The sequence below is a fragment of the Streptomyces sp. DG1A-41 genome, from assembly GCF_037055355.1.
GTDB lineage: Bacteria > Actinomycetota > Actinomycetes > Streptomycetales > Streptomycetaceae > Streptomyces.
This window is the reverse complement of the sequence record NZ_CP146350.1, coordinates 644,404-667,288: the sequence shown is the minus strand read 5'-3', so window position 1 is coordinate 667,288 and position 22,885 is coordinate 644,404. Positions and strand designations below refer to the sequence as shown.

The 22,885-nt window shown below is 71.8% G+C and carries 19 protein-coding genes; 9 read left to right on the top strand and 10 right to left on the bottom strand.

From position 1 onward, the window contains the following. Positions 1-33: 33 nt before the first annotated feature. Together V8690_RS03190 and V8690_RS03185 are read right to left on the bottom strand one after the other, a co-directional pair. A complete protein-coding gene (locus V8690_RS03190; protein WP_338775764.1) occupies positions 34-1,974 on the bottom strand; it encodes an ABC transporter ATP-binding protein in 1,941 nt (646 codons plus the stop codon). Between the two features lie 233 nt (positions 1,975-2,207). Next, entirely contained in the window at positions 2,208-2,780 is a 573-nt protein-coding gene (locus tag V8690_RS03185; RefSeq protein WP_338775763.1) for a hypothetical protein, read from the bottom strand. Between the two features lie 152 nt (positions 2,781-2,932). On the opposite strand from V8690_RS03185, the gene V8690_RS03180 reads away from it, so the two are divergent. From V8690_RS03180 to V8690_RS03150, 7 genes are all read left to right on the top strand, one after another. Then, positions 2,933-3,091 carry a hypothetical protein gene (locus V8690_RS03180; protein ID WP_338775762.1) on the top strand — a complete coding sequence of 53 codons (159 nt, stop codon included), beginning with the start codon at positions 2,933-2,935 and terminating at the stop codon, positions 3,089-3,091. A 627-nt stretch (positions 3,092-3,718) separates the two neighbouring features. Then, positions 3,719-4,066, top strand: a complete 348-nt coding sequence (locus V8690_RS03175; RefSeq protein WP_338775761.1) for a hypothetical protein — start codon at positions 3,719-3,721, stop codon at positions 4,064-4,066. 1,132 nt (positions 4,067-5,198) lie between these two features. After that, positions 5,199-5,897: a FadR/GntR family transcriptional regulator gene (locus V8690_RS03170; protein WP_338775759.1), complete on the top strand. Its 699-nt coding sequence runs from the start codon at positions 5,199-5,201 to the stop codon at positions 5,895-5,897. A 66-nt stretch (positions 5,898-5,963) separates the two neighbouring features. Beyond that, positions 5,964-7,412, top strand: a complete 1,449-nt coding sequence (locus V8690_RS03165; RefSeq protein WP_338775758.1) for a four-carbon acid sugar kinase family protein — start codon at positions 5,964-5,966, stop codon at positions 7,410-7,412. Beyond that, complete coding sequence (locus V8690_RS03160) at positions 7,412-8,284, top strand: class II fructose-bisphosphate aldolase (protein ID WP_338775757.1); 873 nt, start codon at positions 7,412-7,414, stop codon at positions 8,282-8,284. Before V8690_RS03165 ends, V8690_RS03160 begins: the two co-directional genes overlap by 1 nt. A gap of 234 nt (positions 8,285-8,518) precedes the next feature. Then, complete coding sequence (locus V8690_RS03155; RefSeq protein WP_338775756.1) at positions 8,519-9,436, top strand: NAD(P)-dependent oxidoreductase; 918 nt, start codon at positions 8,519-8,521, stop codon at positions 9,434-9,436. Next, positions 9,433-10,887, top strand: a complete 1,455-nt coding sequence (locus V8690_RS03150; RefSeq protein ID WP_338775755.1) for an SLC13 family permease — start codon at positions 9,433-9,435, stop codon at positions 10,885-10,887. Before V8690_RS03155 ends, V8690_RS03150 begins: the two co-directional genes overlap by 4 nt. A gap of 110 nt (positions 10,888-10,997) precedes the next feature. On the opposite strand, the gene V8690_RS03145 is transcribed toward V8690_RS03150, so the two are convergent. From V8690_RS03145 to V8690_RS03130, 4 genes are all read right to left on the bottom strand, one after another. Beyond that, entirely contained in the window at positions 10,998-12,011 is a 1,014-nt protein-coding gene (locus V8690_RS03145) for a D-glycerate dehydrogenase (RefSeq protein WP_338775754.1), read from the bottom strand. Positions 12,012-12,071: 60 nt separating this feature from the next. Further along, positions 12,072-13,130 carry an L-idonate 5-dehydrogenase gene (locus V8690_RS03140; protein WP_338775753.1) on the bottom strand — a complete coding sequence of 353 codons (1,059 nt, stop codon included), beginning with the start codon at positions 13,128-13,130 and terminating at the stop codon, positions 12,072-12,074. 70 nt (positions 13,131-13,200) lie between these two features. Next, on the bottom strand, positions 13,201-13,974 hold the full coding sequence (locus V8690_RS03135; RefSeq protein ID WP_338775752.1) for an SDR family oxidoreductase: 774 nt from the start codon (positions 13,972-13,974) through the stop codon (positions 13,201-13,203). Beyond that, positions 13,971-14,855 (bottom strand): NAD(P)-dependent oxidoreductase, encoded by an 885-nt coding sequence (locus V8690_RS03130; RefSeq protein WP_338775751.1) that lies wholly within the window; start codon positions 14,853-14,855, stop codon positions 13,971-13,973. The genes V8690_RS03135 and V8690_RS03130 overlap by 4 nt, the downstream gene beginning before the upstream one ends. 201 nt (positions 14,856-15,056) lie before the next feature. Between V8690_RS03130 and V8690_RS03125 the strand changes: the two genes are divergently transcribed. Both V8690_RS03125 and V8690_RS03120 read left to right on the top strand, forming a co-directional pair. Beyond that, complete coding sequence (locus V8690_RS03125) at positions 15,057-16,307, top strand: MFS transporter (RefSeq protein ID WP_338775750.1); 1,251 nt, start codon at positions 15,057-15,059, stop codon at positions 16,305-16,307. 327 nt (positions 16,308-16,634) lie between these two features. Further along, positions 16,635-18,116, top strand: a complete 1,482-nt coding sequence (locus tag V8690_RS03120; RefSeq protein WP_338775749.1) for a gluconokinase — start codon at positions 16,635-16,637, stop codon at positions 18,114-18,116. A 291-nt stretch (positions 18,117-18,407) separates the two neighbouring features. On the opposite strand, the gene V8690_RS03115 is transcribed toward V8690_RS03120, so the two are convergent. From V8690_RS03115 to gnd, 4 genes are all read right to left on the bottom strand, one after another. Then, the gene (locus V8690_RS03115) at positions 18,408-19,325 is read right to left on the bottom strand and encodes an MFS transporter (RefSeq protein WP_338785231.1); all 918 of its coding nucleotides are present in this window, start codon (positions 19,323-19,325) and stop codon (positions 18,408-18,410) included. Positions 19,326-19,339: 14 nt separating this feature from the next. Then, entirely contained in the window at positions 19,340-19,804 is a 465-nt protein-coding gene (locus V8690_RS03110; protein ID WP_338775748.1) for an MFS transporter, read from the bottom strand. Between the two features lie 28 nt (positions 19,805-19,832). Next, positions 19,833-21,821, bottom strand: a complete 1,989-nt coding sequence (locus V8690_RS03105; RefSeq protein ID WP_338775747.1) for a multicopper oxidase domain-containing protein — start codon at positions 21,819-21,821, stop codon at positions 19,833-19,835. 166 nt (positions 21,822-21,987) lie between these two features. Then, positions 21,988-22,884 (bottom strand): phosphogluconate dehydrogenase (NAD(+)-dependent, decarboxylating), encoded by an 897-nt coding sequence (gnd, locus tag V8690_RS03100; protein ID WP_338775746.1) that lies wholly within the window; start codon positions 22,882-22,884, stop codon positions 21,988-21,990. Position 22,885 lies beyond the last annotated feature (1 nt).

Sequence of the window (22,885 nt, the reverse complement as noted above, 5' to 3'; positions counted from 1 at the left end):
GGCGAGTGGGCAGCGTGGAACGGCTAGGGGTGATCAGGGGGTGTCGCCGCTCATCCGGCGCTGCAGCTCCCACAGGGTCCGGAAGAGACCTGGCTCCTGGGTGAGCTGGGCGTAGGTGCCCTCCTGGACGATCCGCCCTTGGTCCAGGACCACGATCCGGTCGGCGACGGCCACGTTGGTGAGCCGGTGCGTGATCAGCAGGATGGCACGGTCCTTGGCCAGTTCGCGCAGGCCGGCGAAGATCCGGTGCTCCGCGCGGGCGTCGAGGGCGGCCGTGGGTTCATCCATCACCAGCAGCGCCGCCTGCCGGTGGAACGCGCGGGTGAGGACCAGGCGCTGCCACTGCCCGCCGGAGAGCTGCTGTCCGCCGAACCACTCGCTGGTCAGCAGGGTGTTCAGGCCGGAGCGGAGGCCCGGCAGCATCTCCGCGGCGCCGGACGCCTCGCATGCGGCGAGCAGGGCCACGTCGCTGGTGTCGCCCTGCCCGAACGTGATGTTGTCGCGCATCGTCAGCGGCAGGTACGTGAACTTCTGCGGCACCAGCGCGACGTGCTCCCACGACCCCCACGGGTCCAGGTCCGCGGTGGAGGCGTGGTCCCAGGCCACGTCGCCCTCGGTGGGCAGCAGCAGCCCGCACAGCAGGCGCGAGAGGGTTGTCTTGCCGGAGCCGTTCTCCCCGACCAGCGCCACGATCTCCCCGCGCCGCACGTGCAGGGAGACGTTGCTCAGGCTGTCCTTCGGGGCGCCGTCGTAGCGGTAGGTGACGTCGCGGACCTCGAAACGCTCCGGGGCCGCGGTCACGGGCGCGGTGCCGCGGGAGTCGGTCATGGCCTGGCCGTGGGCGTTGTCGAGGAAGTTCTGCCAGTCCTGCACGTACCAGCCGGTGCGCACCAGGCGTGCCCCGCCGTTGATGATGCCGCGCACCGAGCCGATGGCGGTCTGGAGGGCGAAGACGGCGCCGCCTCCGGCCGCCAGGCTAATCCGCCCGGAGGCCAGGAGCCACAGCAGCGCCGCCCACACCGCGGTCGAGGCGATCCCGCCGGCCACTGCTCCGGCAAGTCCCATCCAGGCACCGGTGTTCGCGGCTTTTCGTTCGGCCGCGTTGACCGAGTCGGCCAGCCGCCGGTACCGGCCAATCAGAAAAGGGCCGGCCAGGCAGGCGCGCATCTCCTCACTGGACTCCTGATAGGCCATGTGCCAGCGCAGCTTGCCCAGCATCCTGCGCCGCCCGGAGGTCTCCAGCCCGGCGAGGTAGATGACGCGGGCGGAGCGGACGTAGGCGGCGGCCTGCGGCAGGCAGGCGAGGAAGAGCAGGGGAAGGAGCAGGGGGTGCAGGACGGTCAGGACAGTGGCGCCGGCCGCGAGCGTGGCGGTCGCCGCGAGGACGTCCTGCGCTTCTTCGACGAGGTCGGGGGTGACCTGGGCGCCGCGGTCGGCGATGTCGTAGGCGTCGTTGTAGCCGGGCTTGTTGTTGGCGGCCAGTTCCGCGCCGAGCGCGGCCTCGATCATCGTCAGCTCCGCTGCCCGGCCGAGCACCGGGCGCAGACGGCCGGTCAGCCAGACGACGGTGATGCCCAGCAGCGCGCGCAGGCCGGTGGCGGTGGCGATCACGGCCAGCTGTGGGGCGGCGTCCCACAGCCGCTCGGTGATGTCGCCCGAGGAGATCAGTGCGGTGATCGTGCCCGTGACGGCCAGGAGGCCGAGGGCCGCGAGGACGCCGGTCCCGATCTGGCATACCAACAGGCCGATGGTCGCGCCGCGGTCCACACGCCAGGCCATCTGCACCGAGCGCCGCACGAGCAAGGGCAGGCGCCGCGCCATTGTGCGGGAGGTCAGCAGGGAGCCGGCCTGGAGCCTCGACTCGTCGCGGTAGAGGTATTCCTCCTCTCGAACACCGGCCTGCTGTGGTTCGTCGTCCGGCGCGGTCCCTTTCGGCGGTTGCGGCGGCTGGTCCTGCGTAATGGCCGAGGTCATCGTTCCCCCTAGGACGGTCGCTGCGGCAGAGTCGTGAGGTTTAACGACACGGCCGCGATATCGAACACACGTCATTCGGTCGTGCTGGGGAGCCCGCTATTTCCTGCATCACGGAACCCCGCAGGCGAGGGATCCCTGGTCTGGCTTGGAGCGGCTGCGGGCAGGAAATGGCCGAAACGCCGACACCGCCAAACAGCGTGGGCAGCACGGCGGGCCATCCCGGTCGTCCCCTCCTAGCCGGGATCTGGTTCGGCCTGCAGCAGCCTTTCCAGCTCTGTCTCGGCGTGGCCGACCGCGCCCGTCAGAGCCTCATGGTGGTGGGCGGACAGGGCTCCGGATCCCAGTCCGGCCGCGGCGATCACCGCGTTGAGCGTGTCTGTCGCCCCGTCGTCCAGGGCAGACGCGGCGACGGGGTGGTGCAGTGCGTCTCGTGCGGCGTAGGCGTCGAGTCGGGCGACGCTGACGAGGGAGTCGAGTACGCGGCCGGCATGTGATCCGGTGCGGTCCAGTTCCAGGGCTGACAGGCCCGTCCGGGTCTGGAAGGCGGCGGTCGGCGGATCGGGGTGGGCAAGAAGCTGGACGGCTGCATCCAGGGTGCGGTCGAGGTCGGGTACAGGGACGGGGGCGTCTGCGGGCCGGCAGTGGGCGTGCAGGAGGAGCGCGATGGCTCTCTCCCAGGGCTCCGTGGGCTGGGTGGTGTCGATCAGGTCGCGGGCCTGCTGGTCCAGGCCCTGCTCCATCAGGGCCATGATCTTGATCTGACGGCCGTCGAGGAGCCGGTTGCCAATGCCGCGATGCTGGGCCATGGCGTCGGCCGCGTCGGTCCACCGCCCGATCTGGGCGAGGGCGCGGGCGCCTGCAGCAGGGCTTCCCTCAGGACAACGGAAAGCGCGTCGTACCCGAGCGCGCCAGCTTCGCCCTGCTCCTGGACACGGCCCGAACCCGCGGCTGGATCCAGATGGACGCCCACGACTTCATGGCGATCGTCCGCGAGTACCGGAACTTCGTCCACCTGCGCAAACAACGAGAACGCGGCGTGGTACCCGACCACGACACCGTCGGCATGTGCTGGGGACCCGTTCTCGGCGTTCTCAACGACCTCGAGACCAGCCGCTAAAGGAGAGATCGTTTCAGCGCATGGGGGGACTGTCAGCTGCGTGAGTTGGGGCTACTGACGGGCCGCCGATAGGCGGCAGTCGGAGGTGATGTCGAGGGCAGCGCGGCCTTCCAGCGCATGGTTCAGTGGGCCTGGCCCTTCCCGATAGGATCGAGTGACACGATTGCCATGAATCCGCACTTCAGGGCAGCCCGATCGTTTGGAATCGGTGCTGCTTCGTACGGGTTCAGGCGCTGCTCTCCTCCCTTCGAAAAGGGGCCCATGGCGTTACTGGTGAGTAGCCGGCAACAACTGTGATTGTCGTCGGTAAGTTGAGGGGCATGACGGCAGTCGAGTCTGGGGGGACCCTTGCCGGAAGAATTGAAGCTGCCAGTGCGCCCGGAGATGGACTTCACATTGGTGCGCAACGGCATGGACTACCTCAGCAGTGCCGTGCTGTACCTGACCGGCAGCATGCGAGTCGGGTCAGAGGACCGTCCCCTGTGACCGGAAGCGCCCAGAAGCGCCTACTCCCCGCCGTGGCCGTTCTGGATCAGCGACCGGTCTCTGAAGTACGGGGTCTTGCACCTGCAGGCAGCGGTCGAAGTGCTCCTCAAGGCCCGCCCGGTACGTGAGCACTGAAGCCTGGTGTTCAAGGACCCGGGGAGCGCGAAGCGCACCGCCTATGAGCAGGGCAAGTTCAAGAGCTGCGACACGACCACTGCTCTGAACCGTCTCACCGGTATCGTCGGCCTGCCGATTGCGGCCAAGGAGCGCGAGGCCATCGACGACCTGGCGGAGACCAGGAACGCCCTGACCCACTACGGGCACACCGCCAACGCCTTCGCGGTGGAGGCACGTGCCGCCCGGGTACTCAGGTTCCTCGTCGATTTTGTTCCGCGCCACCTGCACCCGGTCCTGTCGACGGAGGCCGCGGTGGTGGCCACCACGATGCAGGCCGTTCGGGAGAAACTGGCGTACTTCAGGCGCTGGTAACGACACGCATGCAGGACCTGACCGGCGGTCTGGAGCAGGTCGCCGAACGTACGGTGATCTGTGCGTCCTGTCGCCAGATGGCACTGGTGGTGGGCGAAGCCCCTTGAACTGCCGATTCTGCCTCCGGGGCTACGAAACGCCCGCTGAGGCCGCCCTCAGTTACTGGGAGGAGGTCCTGCAAGAGGAGGAATCTATTGGCGTACAGGACTGCCCCGCGTGCAAGGCATTCGACGCGGTGATGTTGGTCAGCACGCGCGCGGACCCGCTCACTGATGTCGCCCTGTGTTTCCAGTGCGGATGTGCCTACGAGGAAAGAGCATGGCGGCCCCCAACCCAGCTGACCCCGGCCCCATCCCAGCCGGTGCGACTGAGGTTCGCAAGATCGTAACGATCCCCCTCCGCGCCCAGCGACCTGACCGTCATCGTGCCGCCCCACTGGGTGCTGGACGTGGACTCCGCCGTCATCCGCCGGTACGAGGATGCGCCCGACCTGCCCGGCCCGGCCCAGGGAGTCGGGCCGATGGATGGGCCGATCACGACGGTGTGGTGTCCGCATTGCCAGGCCGAGGTCAACGACTGGTCGATGGACGCCTTCCTCGCCCACCCAGCGAACGTGATGGTGGCCCCAGGGAGAGATGCGGCGTACCCGCTCTCCCTGCACGCATGCGGGCACGCCTTCCGTGTCCTCTCCAGGCAGACGCTCCTCATCGTCATTTGCAGCACGCTCGGCGTGGGCCCTGGCGGCCGCAATACTGCGGGTGGCCCGGACGTGGGCAGCGGTCGAGGGGCTTGCGCATGCCGAGTTCGAGTGTGCCGGTGCCGGAGCCAGATGTGCCGGCCGGGTAGTTCGGCGCCGCGGTCAGCCGGTGCAGCTGGTCTGGCGGCCGCTGCGCCCACCGCTCCGATCCCACGGATTCGCTGTTCGCCGAACCCGCTGCCGGGTACGCCAGGGCGCCCGGCCGCGCGCTCACTGAGCGGTGGGTGACGCAGTTGTTGAGGTGGCCTGGCAGGTGTGCCCATTTGCCTCCGGCCGGGGTCTTGACGCGTCTTTCCTCCGGTGCCATCGTTACCGGCACATAGACATCAGATGTCTGATGTCTGATGTCGATCACGGACTGAAGAGGTTCCCGCCATGTCGCTCTCCGACGATCTCGCCGAGCAGTTGCTGACCGCGATCATCGACGGCCAGTACCCGCCGGACTCCGCCCTTCCGCCCGAGGGTGAGCTCTCGGAGCAGGGCGGGATCAGCCGTCTGACCGTGCGCGAGGCGGTCAAGCAGCTCCGTGCCCAGAACGTCGTCAGGGTGGTGCGCGGCCGGGGTACCTACGTCAACCCGCCGGACCGGTGGACCGCCCTGGAGCCGGTCGTGCGGGCGGCCTCGCGCACCTCCAGCGGGGCTCTGTCGGAGCGGCTGATCGAGGCGCGCCGGCTGATCGAGAACGGTGCGTGCGAGCTCGCCGCCTCCCGCCGCACCGAGGAGGACCTGGAAGTGCTGCGCCAGCATCTGTCCGCCATGCACGAGGCCGCCGACGCGGGCGACACCGAGCAGTTCGTGCAGGCCGACATCGACTTCCACGACACGGTGATGCGGGCGACGGGCAACTTGTTCGTCCCACTGCTCTTCGAGCCGTTCGGCCCGCTGCTCGTCGAGGGGCGCCGGCAGACCTCGGCCGTCCCCGAGATCCGTACGAACGCCATCGCGCACCACGAGCGGGTGCTCGCCGCGCTGGAGTCCGGCAGCCCCGAGGCCGCCCGGTCCGCCATGGACGGCCACATGAACCAGACGGCCGACGACCTGCGCACCCACGTGATCAAACGCGCCGTCGACTGACGTCTCCCCGCTTCCCCGTCACACCTTTCCTGCCGCAGAGTCCCCGTCACACACCAGGAACCCGCCATGTCCCTACCCCTCCATGCCCACACGCGGCCCGTCCCCGAGGCGGCGGTGCTGGCAGGGCTCCCCCCGGTCCGCGAGGTGAGCGCCGCCGATGTGGCCGCCCGCGTATCCGGCGGGCCCCGGCTCGTCGTCCTCGACGACGACCCGACCGGCACCCAGACCGTCGCCGACGTCCCTGTCCTGACCACCTGGACGGTGGACGACCTGCGCTGGGCGCTGCGCCAGGACAGCGCCGCCTTCTTCGTCCTCACCAACACCCGCAGCCTGTCGCCGAAGGACGCCGCCATCCGCAACCGCGAGGTGGTCCGCGCCCTGCACACGGCGTCGGCGGCCGAGGACACCGGTTACGTCCTGGCCAGCCGCGGCGACTCGACCCTGCGCGGTCACTTCCCGCTGGAGACCGACGTCCTGGCCCAGGAGCTCACCGACCTGGGCGTCGGCGCCCCGGACGGCGTCGTACTGGTCCCCGCCTACATCGAGGCGGGCCGGCTCACCGTCGGCTCGAGCCACTGGATGCGGACGGCCGGCGGCCTGCTGCCGGTCGGCGAGAGCGAGTTCGCCCGCGACGCCACCTTCGGCTACCGGAACTCCTCCCTGCCCGAGTGGGTCGAGGAGAAGACGGACGGACGGGTGCCCGCGGACGAGGTCCTGCGCATCACCCTCGACGACCTGCGCGGCGGCGGCCCGGCACACACGGCGCGGCTGCTGTCCTCGCTGCGCGACGGACGTACGGCCGTGGTCGACGCGGTGTGCGACGACGATCTTCGGGTGCTGGCCCTGGCCCTCGCCCAGGCGGAGGAGAGCGGCGTCCGGCTGCTGTACCGGGTCGGGCCGTCCTTCGTCAGGGCCCGCGCCGGACAGGCCGGGCGGGCACCACTCACTCCCGCGGCACTGCGCCCGCTGCGCGGGGACGCGCCCCATGGGCTGATCGCCGTGGGGTCCCATGTGTCGCTCACGACACGGCAGTTGGACCGGCTGCGGGAGCGGGGCGGGATCGCCGAGTACGAGCTGGACGTGGCCCTCCTGCTCGACGAGGAGCGGCGCGACGCCCACGTTGCCGAGGTCGCGGCCGCGGCGGCCGGTGCGCTGGACTCGGCCGACGCCGTGATCCGCACCTCTCGCGCTCTGGTGACCGGTGCCGACGCGGACGACAGCCTGGCGATCTCCCGCCGGATCTCTGCCGCGCTCGTGGAGGCCGTGCGCCTGGTCGACGCCACCCGGCGGCCCGCCTTCGTCGTGGCCAAGGGCGGCATCACCTCCAGCGACACCGCCACCCACGGCCTTCAGATCCGCCGTGCCTGGGCCCGGGGCACGCTGCTGCCGGGCATCGTCTCGCTCTGGGAGCCCGTGGACGGCCCCGCCGCCGGCATCCCCTACATCGTCTTCGCCGGGAACGTCGGCGGTGCCGACGCGCTCGCCGATGCTGTCGACCTGCTCAGGAGCGCCTGATGCTGCTCCACGGTACCGATGCCCTGAAAGAGGCCGCGGCCGCCGGCCACGCCCTGCCCGGGTTCGTCGCCTACAACCTGGAGACGGTCCAGGGCATCACGGCCGCCGCCGAAGCCGCCGAAGCCGCCGGACTGCCCGTCCTGATCCAGGCGGGCTCCAGCCCCTTCAAGCACGCCGGGCGCGAGACCTTGATGCGACTGGCGCTGGACGCCGCCGCACGTTCCGCCGCCCCGCTCGGTGTGCACCTCGACCACAGCCGGGACCTGGACGAGATCACCGCCTGCCTCGATGCGGGCTACACCTCCGTCATGGTCGACGGCTCCCATCTGCCCTTCGCCGAGAACATCGCGCTGACGAAGGAGGCGGTCCGCCGGGCCCGCGACCACGGCGCCTGGGTGGAGGCCGAACTCGGTGCCCTCCCCGGCGACGAGGACGTCTCCACCGACGCTGTCGCGTCGTCAGGGGCGATGACCGATCCGGTGCAGGCGGGCGAGTTCGTTGCCGCGACGGGCGTGGACGCGCTCGCCGTGGCCGTCGGCAACGTCCACGGCTTCACCAAGGATTCCGCCCGCCTCGACCTGGACCGGTTGGCCGCGATCCACGAGGCCGTCCCGGTACCGCTCGTCCTGCACGGCGCCAGTGGTCTGCCCGTCGAGGAGCTGCACGGAGCCCTCGCGCGTGGCGTCGCCAAGGTCAACGTCAACGCCGAACTGCGCCGCGCCTACTTGGAGGGCGTCCGCGTGACCCTCCCGTCCGCGCTGCCCGGCTCCGACGTCGTCTCCCTGTGGGCGGCCGGCCGCGACGCCGTCCGGGACGCCGCTCTGGACGTCATCGGCCACCTCACCCCGCGCGTCGAGGAAGCAAACGCGTGACCTCGGCCCAGCTCCGCCGACCACCACCCACGCAGTACTGCCGTACGGCACGAGACCGCCCCACGGCCGCCCACAGCATCGCACCACCCACGCGAGCCGCCCCGAGAGCCGCCGGCCCTGCGCCATCCCCACGCAGCAGCCGCGTCGGCGCGCATTCCCTCCTCACCTGCCAGGGCTCTCCCCACCCCCGGCAGCCAACCCGCTCCCCACCTCTCCTTCCCCAGGAGGACGAAGATGTCTCCGTACCCCCGTCCCCATACGGCCGTCATAGGCCTGGGCGCCATGGGCCTCCCCATGGCGCACCGCCTGGCGGGCGAACTGCCCGTCTCCGTGTACGACATCGCCGCCGACCGGCGCGCAGCCCTGGCCGCCGAGGGCGCCCGAGACGCGGCGTCCCCGGCCGAGGCCGCCCGTGACGCCGATGTCGTCGTGCTCGCCGTACGCGACCAGGCACAGGTCGAGGACGCGCTGTTCGGCGAGAACGGCGCCGCTGAAGCGCTGCGCCCTGGCTCGGTCGTGATCCTCACCAGCACGGTCGGACCGGAGGCGGCACGCACCACCGCCCTGCGGCTCGCCGAGCGCGGTGTGCTCACTGTGGACGCGCCCGTCAGCGGCGGCCCGGTCCGGGCCGGCGAGGGCGATCTGCTGATCGTCGTCGGCGCCGAAGAAGTGGCCTTGAAGACGGCACGGCCGGTCCTCGACCTGCTCGCCTCGACACTCACGGTCGTGGGCCCGCGCAGCGGTGACGGCCAGGCGATGAAGGCCGTCAACCAGCTGCTGGCCGGCGTGCACATCGCGGCCGCGGCCGAGGCGATCGCGCTCGCCCGCGGGCTCGGGCTCGACCCGGGCACGGTCGTGGACAGCCTCAAGCACGGCGCCGCCGGCTCCTTCATGTTCGCCGACCGCGGGCCGCGCATGGTTCAGACGTACGACGACGGACCCGGCCCCGAGGTCAAGTCGCGCCTCGACATCTTCGTCAAGGACATGGGCATCGTCACCGGCATCGCCAAGGACGCCCACGTCCCGGTGCCCCTGGCCGCCGCGGCCGAACAGCTCTACCTGCTCGGCGAGCGCGCCGGACTCGGCGCCTGCGACGACTCCTCCGTCGTCACCGTCCTGTCTCCCCGGACCCGGGAAGGAGAGGCACGATGAGCCACACCGCTCTCCTCGTCATCGCGGTCGCCGGAGTCGCGGCCCTGCTCCTGCTCATCCTCAGAGCCAAGGTCCAGCCCTTCGTCGCCCTCGTCGTGGTCAGCATCGGCGTCGCGCTGGCCGCGGGCGTGCCGGCCGCCGACCTGGTGAAGACCATCGAGGACGGCATGGGCTCCACCCTGGGACACATCGCCACCATCATCGCGCTGGGCGCCATGATCGGCCGGATCGTCGAACTCTCCGGAGGCGCCCACGCGTTCGCGCACCACCTCATCGAGAGGTTCGGCTCCCGGCGCACCCCGCTCGCCCTGACCGTCGCCGGGTTCGTCCTGGGCATCCCGGTCTTCTTCGAGGTCGGCCTGATCATCCTGATGCCGATCGCGTACGGCGTCGCCCGCGCCTCCCGCAAGCCGCTGCTCGTCTACGCGCTGCCCATGGGTGCCGCGATGCTCACCGTGCACGCCTTCCTGCCGCCGCACCCCGGCGCGGTCGCGGTCGTCGAGACGATCGGCGCCAGCCAGGGCCTGGTGCTGCTGATGGGCATCCCCGTCACGGCCGTCGTCGTCCTGCTCGGTTATCTCGCATCCCGTCGCCTCACCCGCCGCGAGTACCCGATGGACCCGGCGGTGTACGCCGAGGTGTACGGGGAGACGAGCACGGACGTGGGCACGACCGGCCCGGCGGGGACAGCGGGCGGAACGCCAGGCGGAACATCGGGCGACGGCGGGCAGGCCACAGCGGTGCTGACCAAGCCCGCCGACACGGTCACGGACGTCCGGCCGCCGTCCTTCGGCATCGTCCTGACGCTGATCGTCACCCCGATCCTGCTGATCCTCCTCGGCACCATCGGCCAGAACACGCTCACCGAGGGCTCCACCCTTCGAGCCGTACTCACCGTCCTGGGCGCCCCGATGGTGGCACTGCTCATCGATGTCGCCCTGTGCGGCTACTTCCTGGGCGCCCGCCGCGGCTGGAACCACGCACGCATCGCCGAGGTCATGGGCTCCGCGCTGCCGCCTGTCGCGATGGTGATCCTGGTAGCGGGCGCGGGCGGTGTCTTCGGCAAGGTCCTGGTCGCCAGCGGCGTCGGCGACGTGATCGCCGGCGTCCTGGAGCGCACCGGCCTGCCCGTGCTGCTGCTGGCCTTCCTCACCTCACTCGCCATGCGCGCTGCCCAGGGCTCGGCGACCGTCGCCCTCATCACCACCGCCGGCATCCTCACCCCCCTGCTGCACCGCGCCGACCTGTCCACCGGTCAGCTGTCGCTGGTGGCGCTGGCGATGGGCGGGGGAGCCCTCGCGCTGTCCCACATCAACGACGCCGGGTACTGGATGTTCACCAAGCTCGCCGGTCTCGACGTCGCGGCGGGACTGCGCACATGGACCGTCCTGACGACCGTCATGGGATGCGCGGGCTTCGCCCTCACCGCTGCCCTGTGGCCGCTGGTCTGACCTGGCACGCGGACACACGGAGCTGCCCGTCCGGGCCTCACCGGCCTGGACGGGCAGCTTCGACGTGGATCCCGGATCAGGATGTGAATCCCCGATCAGGACGTTCCCGATCACACAGAGATCACCCGGCCGGCCAGGCCCGGGGTGCCGGGGAGCGGGGTGAGCGCGGGGCGGCCGTCCAGGACTGCTTCGACGTTGCGGGCGGCGAGTTCCACCATCGCCGCGCGGGTCGCCTCGGTTGCCGAGCCCACATGCGGCAGCACCACCAGGTGCGGTTCGCCGAGCAGGGGGTCGGAGGGGTCCGTACGCGGCTCGTCGGTCATGACGTCCAGTCCCGCCGAGTGGAGATCCCCGCCGCGCAGCGCTGTGAGGAGGGCTTGCTCGTCGACGACCCCTCCGCGGCCGGTGTTGACCAGGGTCGCGGTCGGTTTCATCAAGGCGAGTTCGGCCGCGCCGATCATGCCCTCGGTCTCCTTGGTCAGCGGCGTGTGGACGGACACCACGTCGCTGGTGCGCAGCAGTTCGTCGAACGGCACCCAGCGGGACAGCTCGTCGTCCTCCTTGCGCCGCGGGTGGTGGTGCTGTACGCGCATTCCGAATCCGACGGCTCTGCGGGCGAGGGCGCGGGCGATCTGGCCGTAGCCGATCAGCCCGAGGGTGGCGTTGTGCACGTCGAGGCCGAGGAAGGCGTCCATGCGGAAGGCGCCCCATGCGCCGCGACGCAGCGCGTCCACGGCGGAGGGAATGCGGCGCCTGGCCATCAGGATCAGCGTCATCGCCACGTCGGCGGTGGTGTCCGCCAGCACGTTGGGCGTGTGCGTGACGACGATGCCGCGCTGGGCGGCGGCCGCCACGTCGACGCCGTCGTAGCCCATCGATGCGAGGGCGACGACCCGCAGGTCCGGTCCTGCCGCGTCGAGCAACGCGGCGTCGACCCGGTCGCTGCCGAGCACCAGCAGACCGTCGCAGCCCTTGGCCACTCGGGCCAGTTCGTCGGCAGACGGCGGGTGCGTTCCCGTCCAGTCGACGACGTCGAAGCGGGCGGCGAGGCGCTCGACGCCGGCGCCCGGCAGGCCGGTGCGGCTGACGGCCACGCGGGGACGGTGGGCGGGGGCGACGGACATGATCGACTCCGTTCGGTAGTGGGGGTGGGGCAGGCAGCGGGGAACAGCCCCGGCGTCGCGTCAGGCCCCGCCGAAGTCGAGCAGGACCTTGCAGGAGCGGGCGGGGTCGGCCGCGAGTCCGAACCCCTCCAGGGCATCCGCCACCGGGAGTACGGACGTGACCACCGGCTCGACGGGGAGGCGGCCGTCGGCCAACGCCCGCAGGACCTCGTCGAGTTCGTCGTCGAAGCGGAAGGAACCGACGAGTCGCAGCTCCCGCGTGATCAGGGCGTTCGCGGCCACCGGCGTGTCGCCGGGAGGCAGCAGGCCGAGGCCGACCACGAGCCCGCCGCGGTCGACTCCGTACACGCACGTGCGCAGTCCGGCCGGGTTGCCCGAGGACTCGATGGCGATGTCCGCGGCGAGTTCCTGCAGCCCGCCTTCGGCGCCGGAGCCGACCCGCACGGTCGACGTGGCTCCCACCTGCTCGGCGACGGCCAGCGGAGCCTCGTGCACGTCGGTCACCGTGATCTCGGCCGCGCCCGCCGCCCGCAGCGCGGCGACCACCAGGCAGCCGATGGGACCCGCACCGGTGACCAGGACACGCTTGCCGCGTACGTCGCCCGCCTGCCGTACGGCGTGCCAGGCGACCGCGGCCGGCTCGGCCACCGCGGCCAGCCGCGGGTCCAGACCCTCGGGCAGGGGAAGCACACGCTCGGCGGGTACGACGAGGATGTCGGCGAAGCCGCCCTGCACATGGGGGTTCCGGGCCGCGCTGCCGAGATAGCCGGTGTCGAGGCAGGTGTTGCGCCGCCGGGCGAGGCACTGCCGGCACCTGCCGCAGGACGCCAGCGGGTGCACGGCCACCGGTGTGCCCGGCGGCGGCGCCTGCGTGCCGGGGCCCGCCTCGCGTACCCGGCCCACGACCTCGTGGCCCAGGACCAGGGGTTCGCGCAGCCGGAACTCGCCGACCGCGCCGTGGCGCCAGTAGTGCAGATCGGAGCCGCAGATCCCGCCATACCGGATCTCGACGGCGACCTCGCCGGGGCCCGGCGCCGGTACCGGTCGTTCCTCCAGGCGCAGGTCGCCCGCACCGTGCGCGACCACGGCTCGCATCGTCGCTGAGTCCCTGTCGTTCATGTCCTCGTCCCGCTCTCTGCCGAACGGCTCGGCTGGCTCAAGTTGGTTGTGCAGGTGGGGGGGCGGTGTGTCAGACCACTGCGGTCAGACCGCCGTCGACGGCGATCACCTGGCCGTTGACGAAGTCCGACGCCGGTGCCGCGAGCCACACCAGCGTGCCGACCAGGTCCTCGACCGATGCCCAGCGGCCCGCGGGGGTGCGGCCCCTGATCCACGAGTCGAAGGCGGGGTCGCCCACCAGCGGGCGGGTCAGCTCCGTGACCACATAGCCGGGGGCGAGGGCGTTGACGGTGAGGCCCGAGCCGGCCCACTCCGCGCACATGCTGCGCGTCAGCATGGCCAGGCCGCCCTTGGAGGCGGCGTAGGCCGCGATGCCGGGCCGGGCCAGCCAGGTCTGCACGGAGCAGATGTTGACGATCTTTCCGTGGCCGCGCTCGACCATTCCGGCGGCGACCGTCCTGCCCACCAGGAAGGCGCTGGTGAGGTTGGTGTGCAGGACACGTTCGAAGGTCCGGGCCGAGACCTCCAGCATGGGTTCGCGGTGCTGCACTCCGGTGTTGTTGACGAGGATGTCCAAGGGGCCGATGCCGTCCTCGATCTCCTGGACCGCGCGTGTTACGGCGCTTTCGTCGGTGACGTCGAAGGCCGCTGTGTGCACCTTGGCGCCGGTGCGTTCGGCCAGCTCCTTCCGGGCGCGCTGCAGCGCGCCGGTGTCGCGGCCGTTGAGGACGAGTTCGGCCCCGGCCTCGGCGAGGCCGGCGGCGAGGGCCGCACCGATGCCCTTGCTGGAGCCGGTCACCAGGGCGCGGCGGCCGGCGAGATCGAACAGGGCGGGAGCTTTCACGGCCGTACCTCCAGGGGAGCGTAGTAGTGCATCAGCGCGGCGTTGTCGGCGTCGCCGTGTCCGGCCGCGGCGAGCCAGCGGTGCAGTTCGGCGACGGCAGTGGTGACGGGCAGTGGCACACCGGCCGAGCGCGCGTAGTCGCGGGCGGCCTCCAGGTCTTTGACCATGTTGCTGACGCGTCCGGTGGGGGAGAGGTCGGCGTCGGCGAACTTGACGAAGAACTCCTGGAGCAGCGCCGAGTCGGCCCTGCCTCCGCTGAGCGCGGTGAGCACCTGCCGGGGCGGCAGGCCGGCTGCCCGTACCAGGGCGGCCGCTTCGGCGAGCGCAGCGAATCCGACGCCGACCAGCACCTGGTTCACGGACTTCACCAACTGACCGGAGCCGACGGGGCCGAGGTGCGTCAGCCGGGAGGCCAGGGCGCCGAGAACGGGCAGGGCGCGTTCGACGTGCTCCTCCTCGCCGCCGAGCATGAGCGTCAGCTCACCGCGTTCGGCGCCCGGTGCGCCGCCCGACAGCGGGGCGTCGACCCAGCCGGCGCCCAGTTTGGCGGCGCGTTCGGCGAGCTCGTGGGTGCGTCCTGGGTCGATGCTCGACATGTCGATGACGAGCACGCCGTCCGGGGCCGTGCTCAGCACTCCGTCCGGTCCGAAGACCACCTGCTCCACGATGTCGGCGGTATTGAGGGAGAGGACCACCACTCCCGACGCGGCGAGCAGAGCGGGCGACTCGGCCGTGGCGGCCCCGTCCCGCGCGAGTCCGGCCGCGGCCTCCGGCCGGATGTCGTAGACGCACACCGCGCGCTCGCGCCTGAGGAACCGGCGGGCGATCGCGGAGCCCATGACTCCGAGCCCTGCGACGCCTACCTCCATCTGTCCTGACACCTGACCTCCTGAACCAAATGCTGTACTGAGGACAACATACTGGACTGAAGGGTTAGCGATGGGCAAGATAAGCGGCGTGATGGAAGAAGAGAGCTTGACTTCCGGACAGCATATTGGTTTGGGTGCCGCATGCTGTTACGGTCCCCGTCGTCCCCAGATGAACGGCGTGTGACACGTCCGTAAGACGGAAGGGCGGCATCCATGACGGTGCCCACGACGAGATCCTCCCGGCCCGCCGAAGGCGACAGCACCCACAAGAACCCGGGGTTGCGCCGCGCACTCTTCACGAGCTCGGTGGGCAGCGCCCTCGAGTACTACGACTTCGCCATCTACGGCACCGCCTCGGCGCTGGTGTTCAAGCACCTCTTCTTCCCGGGACTCGGCGACGCGGTCGGGCTCGTCGCCATCTTCGCCACCTATGCGGTCGGCTTCTTCGCCCGCCCTCTCGGCGGCCTCTTCTTCGGTTCGCTCGGCGACCGGCACGGCCGCAAGACGGTGCTGGTCGTCACCGTCGCCCTGATGGGCGGGTCCTCCTTCGCCATCGGGCTGCTGCCCACCTACCACACAGCGGGTGTCTGGAGCCCGATCCTGCTGATGCTGCTCAGGCTGTTGCAGGGCTTCGGCGCCGGAGCCGAACAGGCGGGCGCCTCCACCCTGATGGCCGAGTACGCCCCACCGGGCAGACGCGGCTACTACGCCGCTCTCCCCTTCGTCGGCATCCAGGTCGGCATGCTGCTCGCCACCGCCCTGTTCATCCCCCTGGCGCAGCTCGACGACGACGTCCTGTTCGGCTGGGCGTGGCGGATGCCGTTCCTGCTGAGCGCGGTGCTGATCCTGGTCGCCGTCTACATCCGGCTGAAGCTGGAGGAGAGCCCCGCCTTCGCACAACTGGAGGAAACCGGAGAGGTCAGCAAGCGCCCGCTGCGCGACCTCATGGTGAAGAGCCGCCGGAACCTGTTCGTCACCTTCGGCCTGCGGATGGCCGAGAACGGCACCTCCTACCTGTACTCCACCTTCAGCATCAGCTACGTCACCGCCGTGGTCGGCGTCTCCTCCTCGGTCGGTCCGCTCGCGGTCGCCTGCGCCTCGCTCGCCGGTATCGTCACCATCCCGCTGTTCGGCATGCTGTCCGACCGGATCGGCCGCGTCCCGCTGTACCGCTGGGCCGCGCTCTTCCAGGCCCTGTTCGCCATCCCCGCCTTCGCGCTGATGAGCACCGGCAACACCGTGCTGATCTGCGCCGTGATCACCATCGGCATCGGCGTCGGCGTGAACGGCATGCTCGGCTCCCAGTGCGCCCTGCTTGCCGAGCTGTTCGGCGCGCGGCACCGCTACACGGGCGTGGCCATCGGCCGGGAGTTCAGCGCGATCGTCGCCGGTGGCGTCGCCCCGCTGCTGGGCGCGACGCTGCTGCTGGCCTTCAACGACTCCTGGTGGCCCCTCGCCGGCTGACGTGATCGTCCTGTCCCTCATCACCTTCCTGACAACCTTCGCCACACCGGAGACCCGCGGCCGGGACCTCACCGACCCCTCCGACGCCCGCTGACGCTCCGCGCCCGAGCTGCCCGTCCCGCGCCCCCTTTCTCCCTGCTGCCAGGCGCGGGACGGGCACCCAAGGCCAGTACGCCAAGGCCGGTCCCGCGGCCGTCCGCCCCTTCAGCCGCCCGCCCGGCGCCCCCGTGTTCCCCGGCCGGGGGCGCCGGGCGGGCACCCAAGCGAATCCCCCTGCCGAGCCACCCTCACGGGCGTGCCCGGAACCAAGCCGAAACGGAGACCGCGATGAACGACGCCGGCGAGGCGGTGCTCGGCATCGACCTGGGCACCACGGCCACCAAGGTGGTCGCGGTGGACGCCGCGTACCGCCCGGTGTCGACCGTCGAACGCCCCGCCCCCCTGCGCACCGGGCGGCACGGCGAAGCCGTCCACGACCCCGCCACCGTGCTGGCCGGAGTGGTCGACGCCGTGCGGGAGAGCGCCGCACACTGCGCGCACCTCAGGCTGACCGTCCGGGGTCTGTCCTTCAGCGCGGCCCTGCACACCCTGCTCGCCCTCGACTCCTCCGGTGAACCGCTGACTCCCACCCTGAGCTGGGCCGACACGCGTGCGGCCGACACCGCCCGCCGATTGCGGGCCGAGGGCGGGGACACCCTCCACCGGGCGACCGGCACCCCGGTGCACCCCATGGCGCCGCTGACCAAGCTCGCCTGGTTCGCCGCACACGAACCGGACCTGTGCGGGCGTACGGCCGTGTGGTGCGGGATGAAGGACTACGTGCTGTCCCGGTTCACCGGACGCCTGGTCACCGACCACTCCTGTGCGTCCGCCACTGGGCTGATGAACCTCCGCACCACCGACTGGCACTGGCCCGCACTGGAGGCCGCAGGGGTGTCCCGGGAACGGCTGCCCGAGCTCGTACCGCCGACGGCCGCCTTCCCGCTGCTGCCCGGGCCGGCCACAGCGCTGGGCCTGCCCGCCGGGCTGCCGGTGATCGCGGGCGCCGGAGACGGGCCACTCGCCAACCTCGCCGTCGGTGCCATCACGCCCGGTACGGCCGCGCTGTCGCTGGGCACCAGCGGCGCGCTCCGCGTCGTACGCGACCGGCCGGACGTGGACGACAGGTGCCGTGTCTTCTGCTACCACCTCGCCGACGGACTCTGGGTGCTCGGTGGAGCGGTCAGCAACGCCGGCGTCGTCGCCCAGTGGGCCGCCGAGTCCTTCGGCGGCGTCGACGTGGCCGACCTCCTGAAGGAGGCGGCGGAGGTCGAACCCGGTTCCGAGGGCCTCACCGCGCTGCCGCATCTCCTCGGCGAACGCGCCCCCTGGTGGGACCCCGACGCCCGGGGTGCCCTGGTCGGGCTGCGGCGCGGACACGGCAGAGCCCATATGACCCGGGCCATGATCGAGGGCGTCGGTCAGCAACTGGCCCTGGTCCGGGACTCGGTCGTCGCCACCGGGGCGCCGGTCGACTCCGTGCGGGCCACGGGCGGGGCGCTGCGGTCGTCGCTGTGGGCGGAGATCGTCGCCGCGGCGCTCGACATGCCGGTGGGCATCACGGACGACACCGCCGGCTCCGGATTCGGCGCCGCGCTCCTCGGCTGGCGTGCGCTCGGCACCGTGCCCGGCCTCTCCGCCCTGCCCGCCGACGTCTGGGCCCGACCGCATCGAACCGTCCTGCCGGACCCGGTGGCCGCCCGGCGGATGGCGGACGCCCGGCCCCTGGCCGAGCGGCTGTACTCGGTGCTGCGGGAACTCTCCGCGTAGGGGCCGCCCAGGTCTCGGGGAGGGCGGCGCCACCGTACCGCCGCGTGCTCGGAGTCACCGTGGCCTGGAGGCGGCATGCCGCCCCGAACGGACGACGACCGCTGGTCCCGCAGGTGCGATTCCCGGCACCTGGGGACAAGGCGGGTTGACGGCAGGCCCGGGAAGTGCGCTGTGCCTTGCCCCGGCTTGCGGGGCCGGCGCGTGCGCCGCGGGCAGAACCCGGCATGCCGCCAAGTGAGAGGGCGCCGACCGCAGGCTCGGCGGGCGCGGTCCTGGGCGCCGTCCAGCCCCTCAGGCCGACCGAGCAGCCGGGCGCCCCACGCGCTCGGAGACCGGCCCGGTGACCACCGCCCCCGCGTCCCGCGGCAACCGCAGCGCCTCGGCGACGCAGACGAGCGGCAGCACGGCGAGGAGCCCGAAGGCCACCGCGTAGGCCGCCGTAGGGCCGTCCAGGCCGAGCAGCGCGGCGAGGGGACCGGACGCGCGCAGGCCCAGCGCGGCCAGGGCGATGCCCAGGCCGGTGGCCAGCTGCTGCACGGTGCTCGCCAAACCGTTGGCGTCCGCGGTCCGCTCCGGCTGGATGTCCGTGAAGGCGATCGTGGCGTACGCGCTGAGCGAGACGGACCGGCACACCCCGCTGACGAACAGCACGGCGACCACCAGAGCCAGGGGCGTGCGCGCGTCGAGCAGGCCGCACAGCAGGAACGTCACGGCCGTTGCCACGCCGTTGACCACCAGCACCGTGCGGAAACCGAGGCGGCGCAGCAGCGGGGTGGTGAACGGTTTGACGGCGATGTTGCCCGCGAACACCGCGACCAGCACCAGCCCGGCCCGCGCGGCGCTCCACCCGAGGGCCTGCTGGAACATCAGCGGCAGCAGGAACGGCACGGCGCTGATCGCGGCACGGAACAGGGCGCCGCCGCGTTCGACACCCGGAACGTGGCCACTCGGAACGTGGCCAGGTCGAGCAACGCACTGCGCGACCGCACCAGGTGACGGACGGCCAGAGCGCAGGTCACCAGGCCGGCGCCGAGCCAGCAGGCCGCCGTGCTCCAACCCGCCGGCCCTCGAGCAGCTCCAGACCGAGGACAAACGAGGCCAGCCCGGCCCCCGCGAGCACGCACCCCCCCAATCGAACCCCTGCCGCCCGGCACCACCCTCTCGCCGCAGATCGGGGATCAGCCAGAGGGCGGCGGGCAGCGCGACCACGCCCAGCGGCACGTTCACCAGGAAGATCCAGCGCCAGGAGGCGTACGTGGTGAACAGACCGCCGAGCGCGGGCGCGAGCACCGGGGCGAGCAGACCCGGCCAGTCAGCCAGGCGATCGCCCGCAACAGGTCATACTTGCGGGTGGTGCGCAGGACGGCCAGCCGCCCGACCGGCACCATCATGGCCCGGCCGATGCCCTGGAGCACCCGGGTCAGGACCAGCTCGGTCAGGCCACCGGCCGCCGCGCACAGGGCGGAGGCGACGGTGAACACCGCGATCGCCCAGGCGAAGACCCGACGGGCACCCCAGCGGTCGGCGGCCCAGCCGCTCACGGGGATGAACACGGCCAGCGCCACGACATACGCGGTCATGGTGACGCCGATGGCCTCCGGCTTGGTACCGAAGGAGGCGGCCATGTCGGGGGCGGCCGTGGAGATGATCATGGCGTCGAGGTTCTCCATGAAGAATGCCCCGGCCACCAGCAGCGCCGGCCCCGGCCCCGCCTGGTCATCCGTGGGTCCCCATGTCGCCGTCCGGGGAGGACGGCATGTCCATCGGTGCGCCCAGCCGCGTGACCTGGTCGGGGAGGACCACGAACTGCCGCATCATGCCCATGTCCTCGTGTTCGAGCATGTGGCAGTGGTAGACGAACTTCCCCGCCGAGTCGCCGAAGTACCCGTCGACCGTGACGAGTTCGCCGGCACCGACCCGTACGGTGTCCTTCCACCCGCGTTCGCCGGGCGGAACCTCGGCCGTGCCGGTCCGGCGCAGCGGGGTGGCGGTGCCGCAGCCGATGCCGCCGCCGGGCAGGGCGAACGAGGTGAAGCCGCCGACGTCGTAGGTCTCCCGGCTTCGCACCCGGAAACTGGTGGCGTGGATGTGCATGGGGTGCGGCCAGCCGGAGGGGGCCGCGTGCAGGAAGCGCCAGCGCTCCCAGCTCCGGGTCCGGACGAAGAAGCGCACCGGGTCGTAGAAGTCCGCGGCCGCGCGGCGGTACGTCGTCACGCTGCCGTCGTCCTCCCGGATCTGCACGATGCCGTCGGAGGGCAGATCGCCGGAGGGCGCGTCGATGCGCTCCATCTCCCAGCACAGGGCCTGTCCGGGGCCCATGGTGGTGAGCACCACGAGCCGGTCCTGCCCGGGACGGTCCGACGCGGCATCCTGGGGGGCAGGGGCTCCCGCGCTCAGCCGCCGGGGCAGGACGAACGGATCGTGCACGGGGCGGGCGTCCACCCGGAACTCCATCACCCGGGGCCAGGGACCGGGGTCGGGGCTGGTGTTGGTGTTCACCAGCCGCAGTCGCTTCCCGCGGAACGCCGAGAAGTCGACCAGCAGGTCGGCACGTTCGGCGGAGCCCAGCGTCAGGCCGTCGTTCTCCAGCGGCACCGGCTCGGCCAGCAGCCCGTGGTCCGTGCCGATCTGCTGGACGGTGCCGGCCGGCACGGGCCGCCCGTCCTCGTCGGTCAGCGTCAGCCGGTACTGGCGGGTGTTGGCGCTGTTGACGACGCGGAACCGGTACCAGCGGGGCGCCACCCGCAGATACGGCCAAATGACACCGTTGACCTGGGTGAACGGGCCGGTGAAGGCCCGCATCTGCAGCATCGGTTCACGATGGACGACGGCCGTCTTGTGCAGCAGGCGACCGGTGAGCAGGCCCTCTGCGGCGGTGTCCAGGTTGCGGTCCGCGATGAACAACGGCACCTCGTACGGACCGCTCGGCAGGCCGAGGGCGTCCTCCTGATCGTCCCGGATCAGATACAGGCCGGACAGACCGGCCATCACGTTCCACCGGGTGATGTTCATGGCGTGGTCGTGGTAGAAGAGCGCGGTCGCCGGCTGGTCGTTGACGTACTCGGACAGCTGCGACAGCCCTGGCCCCACCCCGTTTTCGGGCCAGCCGTCGTTGCCGCTGCCGGTGACCGCCCCGTGCAGGTGCACCACCGTCCAGGGCCGGAGTTCCGCGACGTCGGCCCGGGCCGGGTACCCGCTCCTGCCCGGCTGGTCCCAGAGAGCCGGTGGCGTCGTGCTGGCGGGCACCTCGACCACCGTCACGGGGAGGTGTCCGGAGAGGTCGTTGGCCCAGGTGACGTGGAGTTTCTCGCCCCGGCGCACCTCGATCGTGGGGCCCGGCACCAGGCCGTCGTAGGCCCAGACGGGTGTGGGCGGCAGCTGGGAGTGCAGCCGCGTCGTCGTGGCGCGCATCCGAACGGTGAGGTGCGAGAGGCCGTCGGCGCGGGTCTTCCGGGCGGTCGGGGGCACGGGCAGCGGGTCCAGGAAGGGGCTGAGGGTGCGGTGGGCCGGGACTGCGGGGCCGTGCAGGCCGGGAGTGGACCGGCTCGGCGGATCCGTGGCGGCGACCGTCGAGGCGCCGCCCGCCGTGACCACCACCGTCGTGGTGGCGAGGAACTTCCGGCGGCTCAGCGACGAGCCCCCGTCAGGTGTCTCACTGGCACCGTGTCTGCTGTCCGCCTGGTTGCCGTGCATCTCGTCAGTCATGTCCTTCGCTCTGTGTCGCGGCGGTCCGCGTCGACGATGTGTGCGCCGGCCGTTGGCTCGTCGCCCGTGCCACGGCCGTCCCAGGTCCCGTATGGGCCCGCGGCCCGTCGGGCGAGTCGCCCGACGGGCCGCGGTGTTGTGTTCCGGCCGTGTGGCCGGAGCGTGTTCAGCCGTTGCCGCCGGGCGTGCCCGCTGCCGCGTGCACCGCGTGCCCGCCGAACTGCTGTCGCATCGCGGCCAGTGCCTTGAGCTGGGCGGCATCCGGCTTGCGGGAGGCGAAGCGGGCGAAGAGGGCGGCGGTCATGGCCGGGGCGGACACGGCCAGGCGTACCGCCTCCTCGACGGTCCAGCGGCCCTCGCCGGAGTCGTCGACCCGGCCGGACAGGCCGGCCAGCCCGGAGTCCTGTTCCAGGGCGCGGACGAGGAGGTCGAGCAGCCAGGAGCGGACGACCGTGCCGTGCCGCCAGGAGGCGAGGACCTTCGGCACGTCGGGCACGAACTCGCTGGCCTCGAGCAGTTCGTAGCCCTCCGCGAGGGCCTGCATCATGCCGTACTCGATGCCGTTGTGGACCATCTTGGCGTAGTGGCCCGCGCCCACCGGCCCGGCGTGACAGATGCCGTCCTGCTCCGGGGCGAGCGACTCCAGCAGCGGCCACACCCGCCGGACGTGCTCGTCGGCGCCGCCGCACATCACGGCGTAGCCGTTCTCCCGGCCCCAGACGCCGCCGCTGACACCGCAGTCGACGTATCCGACGCCGTGCTCGGCGAGCAGTGCGGCGTGCTCGGTGTCGTCGCTGAAGCGGGAGTTGCCGCCCTCGACGATCACATCGCCCGGGGAGAGCAGTCCGGTCAGCTGCTGGATCGCATGGCGGGTGGGGTCGCCGGCGGGCAGCATCAGCCACACCACCCGCGGGGCGGCGAGCTTGCCGACCAGTTCCTCCAGGGAGTCCGCGTCACGGTCCGGTGAGGTGCGGCTGTAGCCGAGCACCTCGTGACCGCGGTCGCGCCAGCGGGCCGCCATGTTGCCGCCCATTCGTCCGAGACCGACGATTCCTACCTGCATG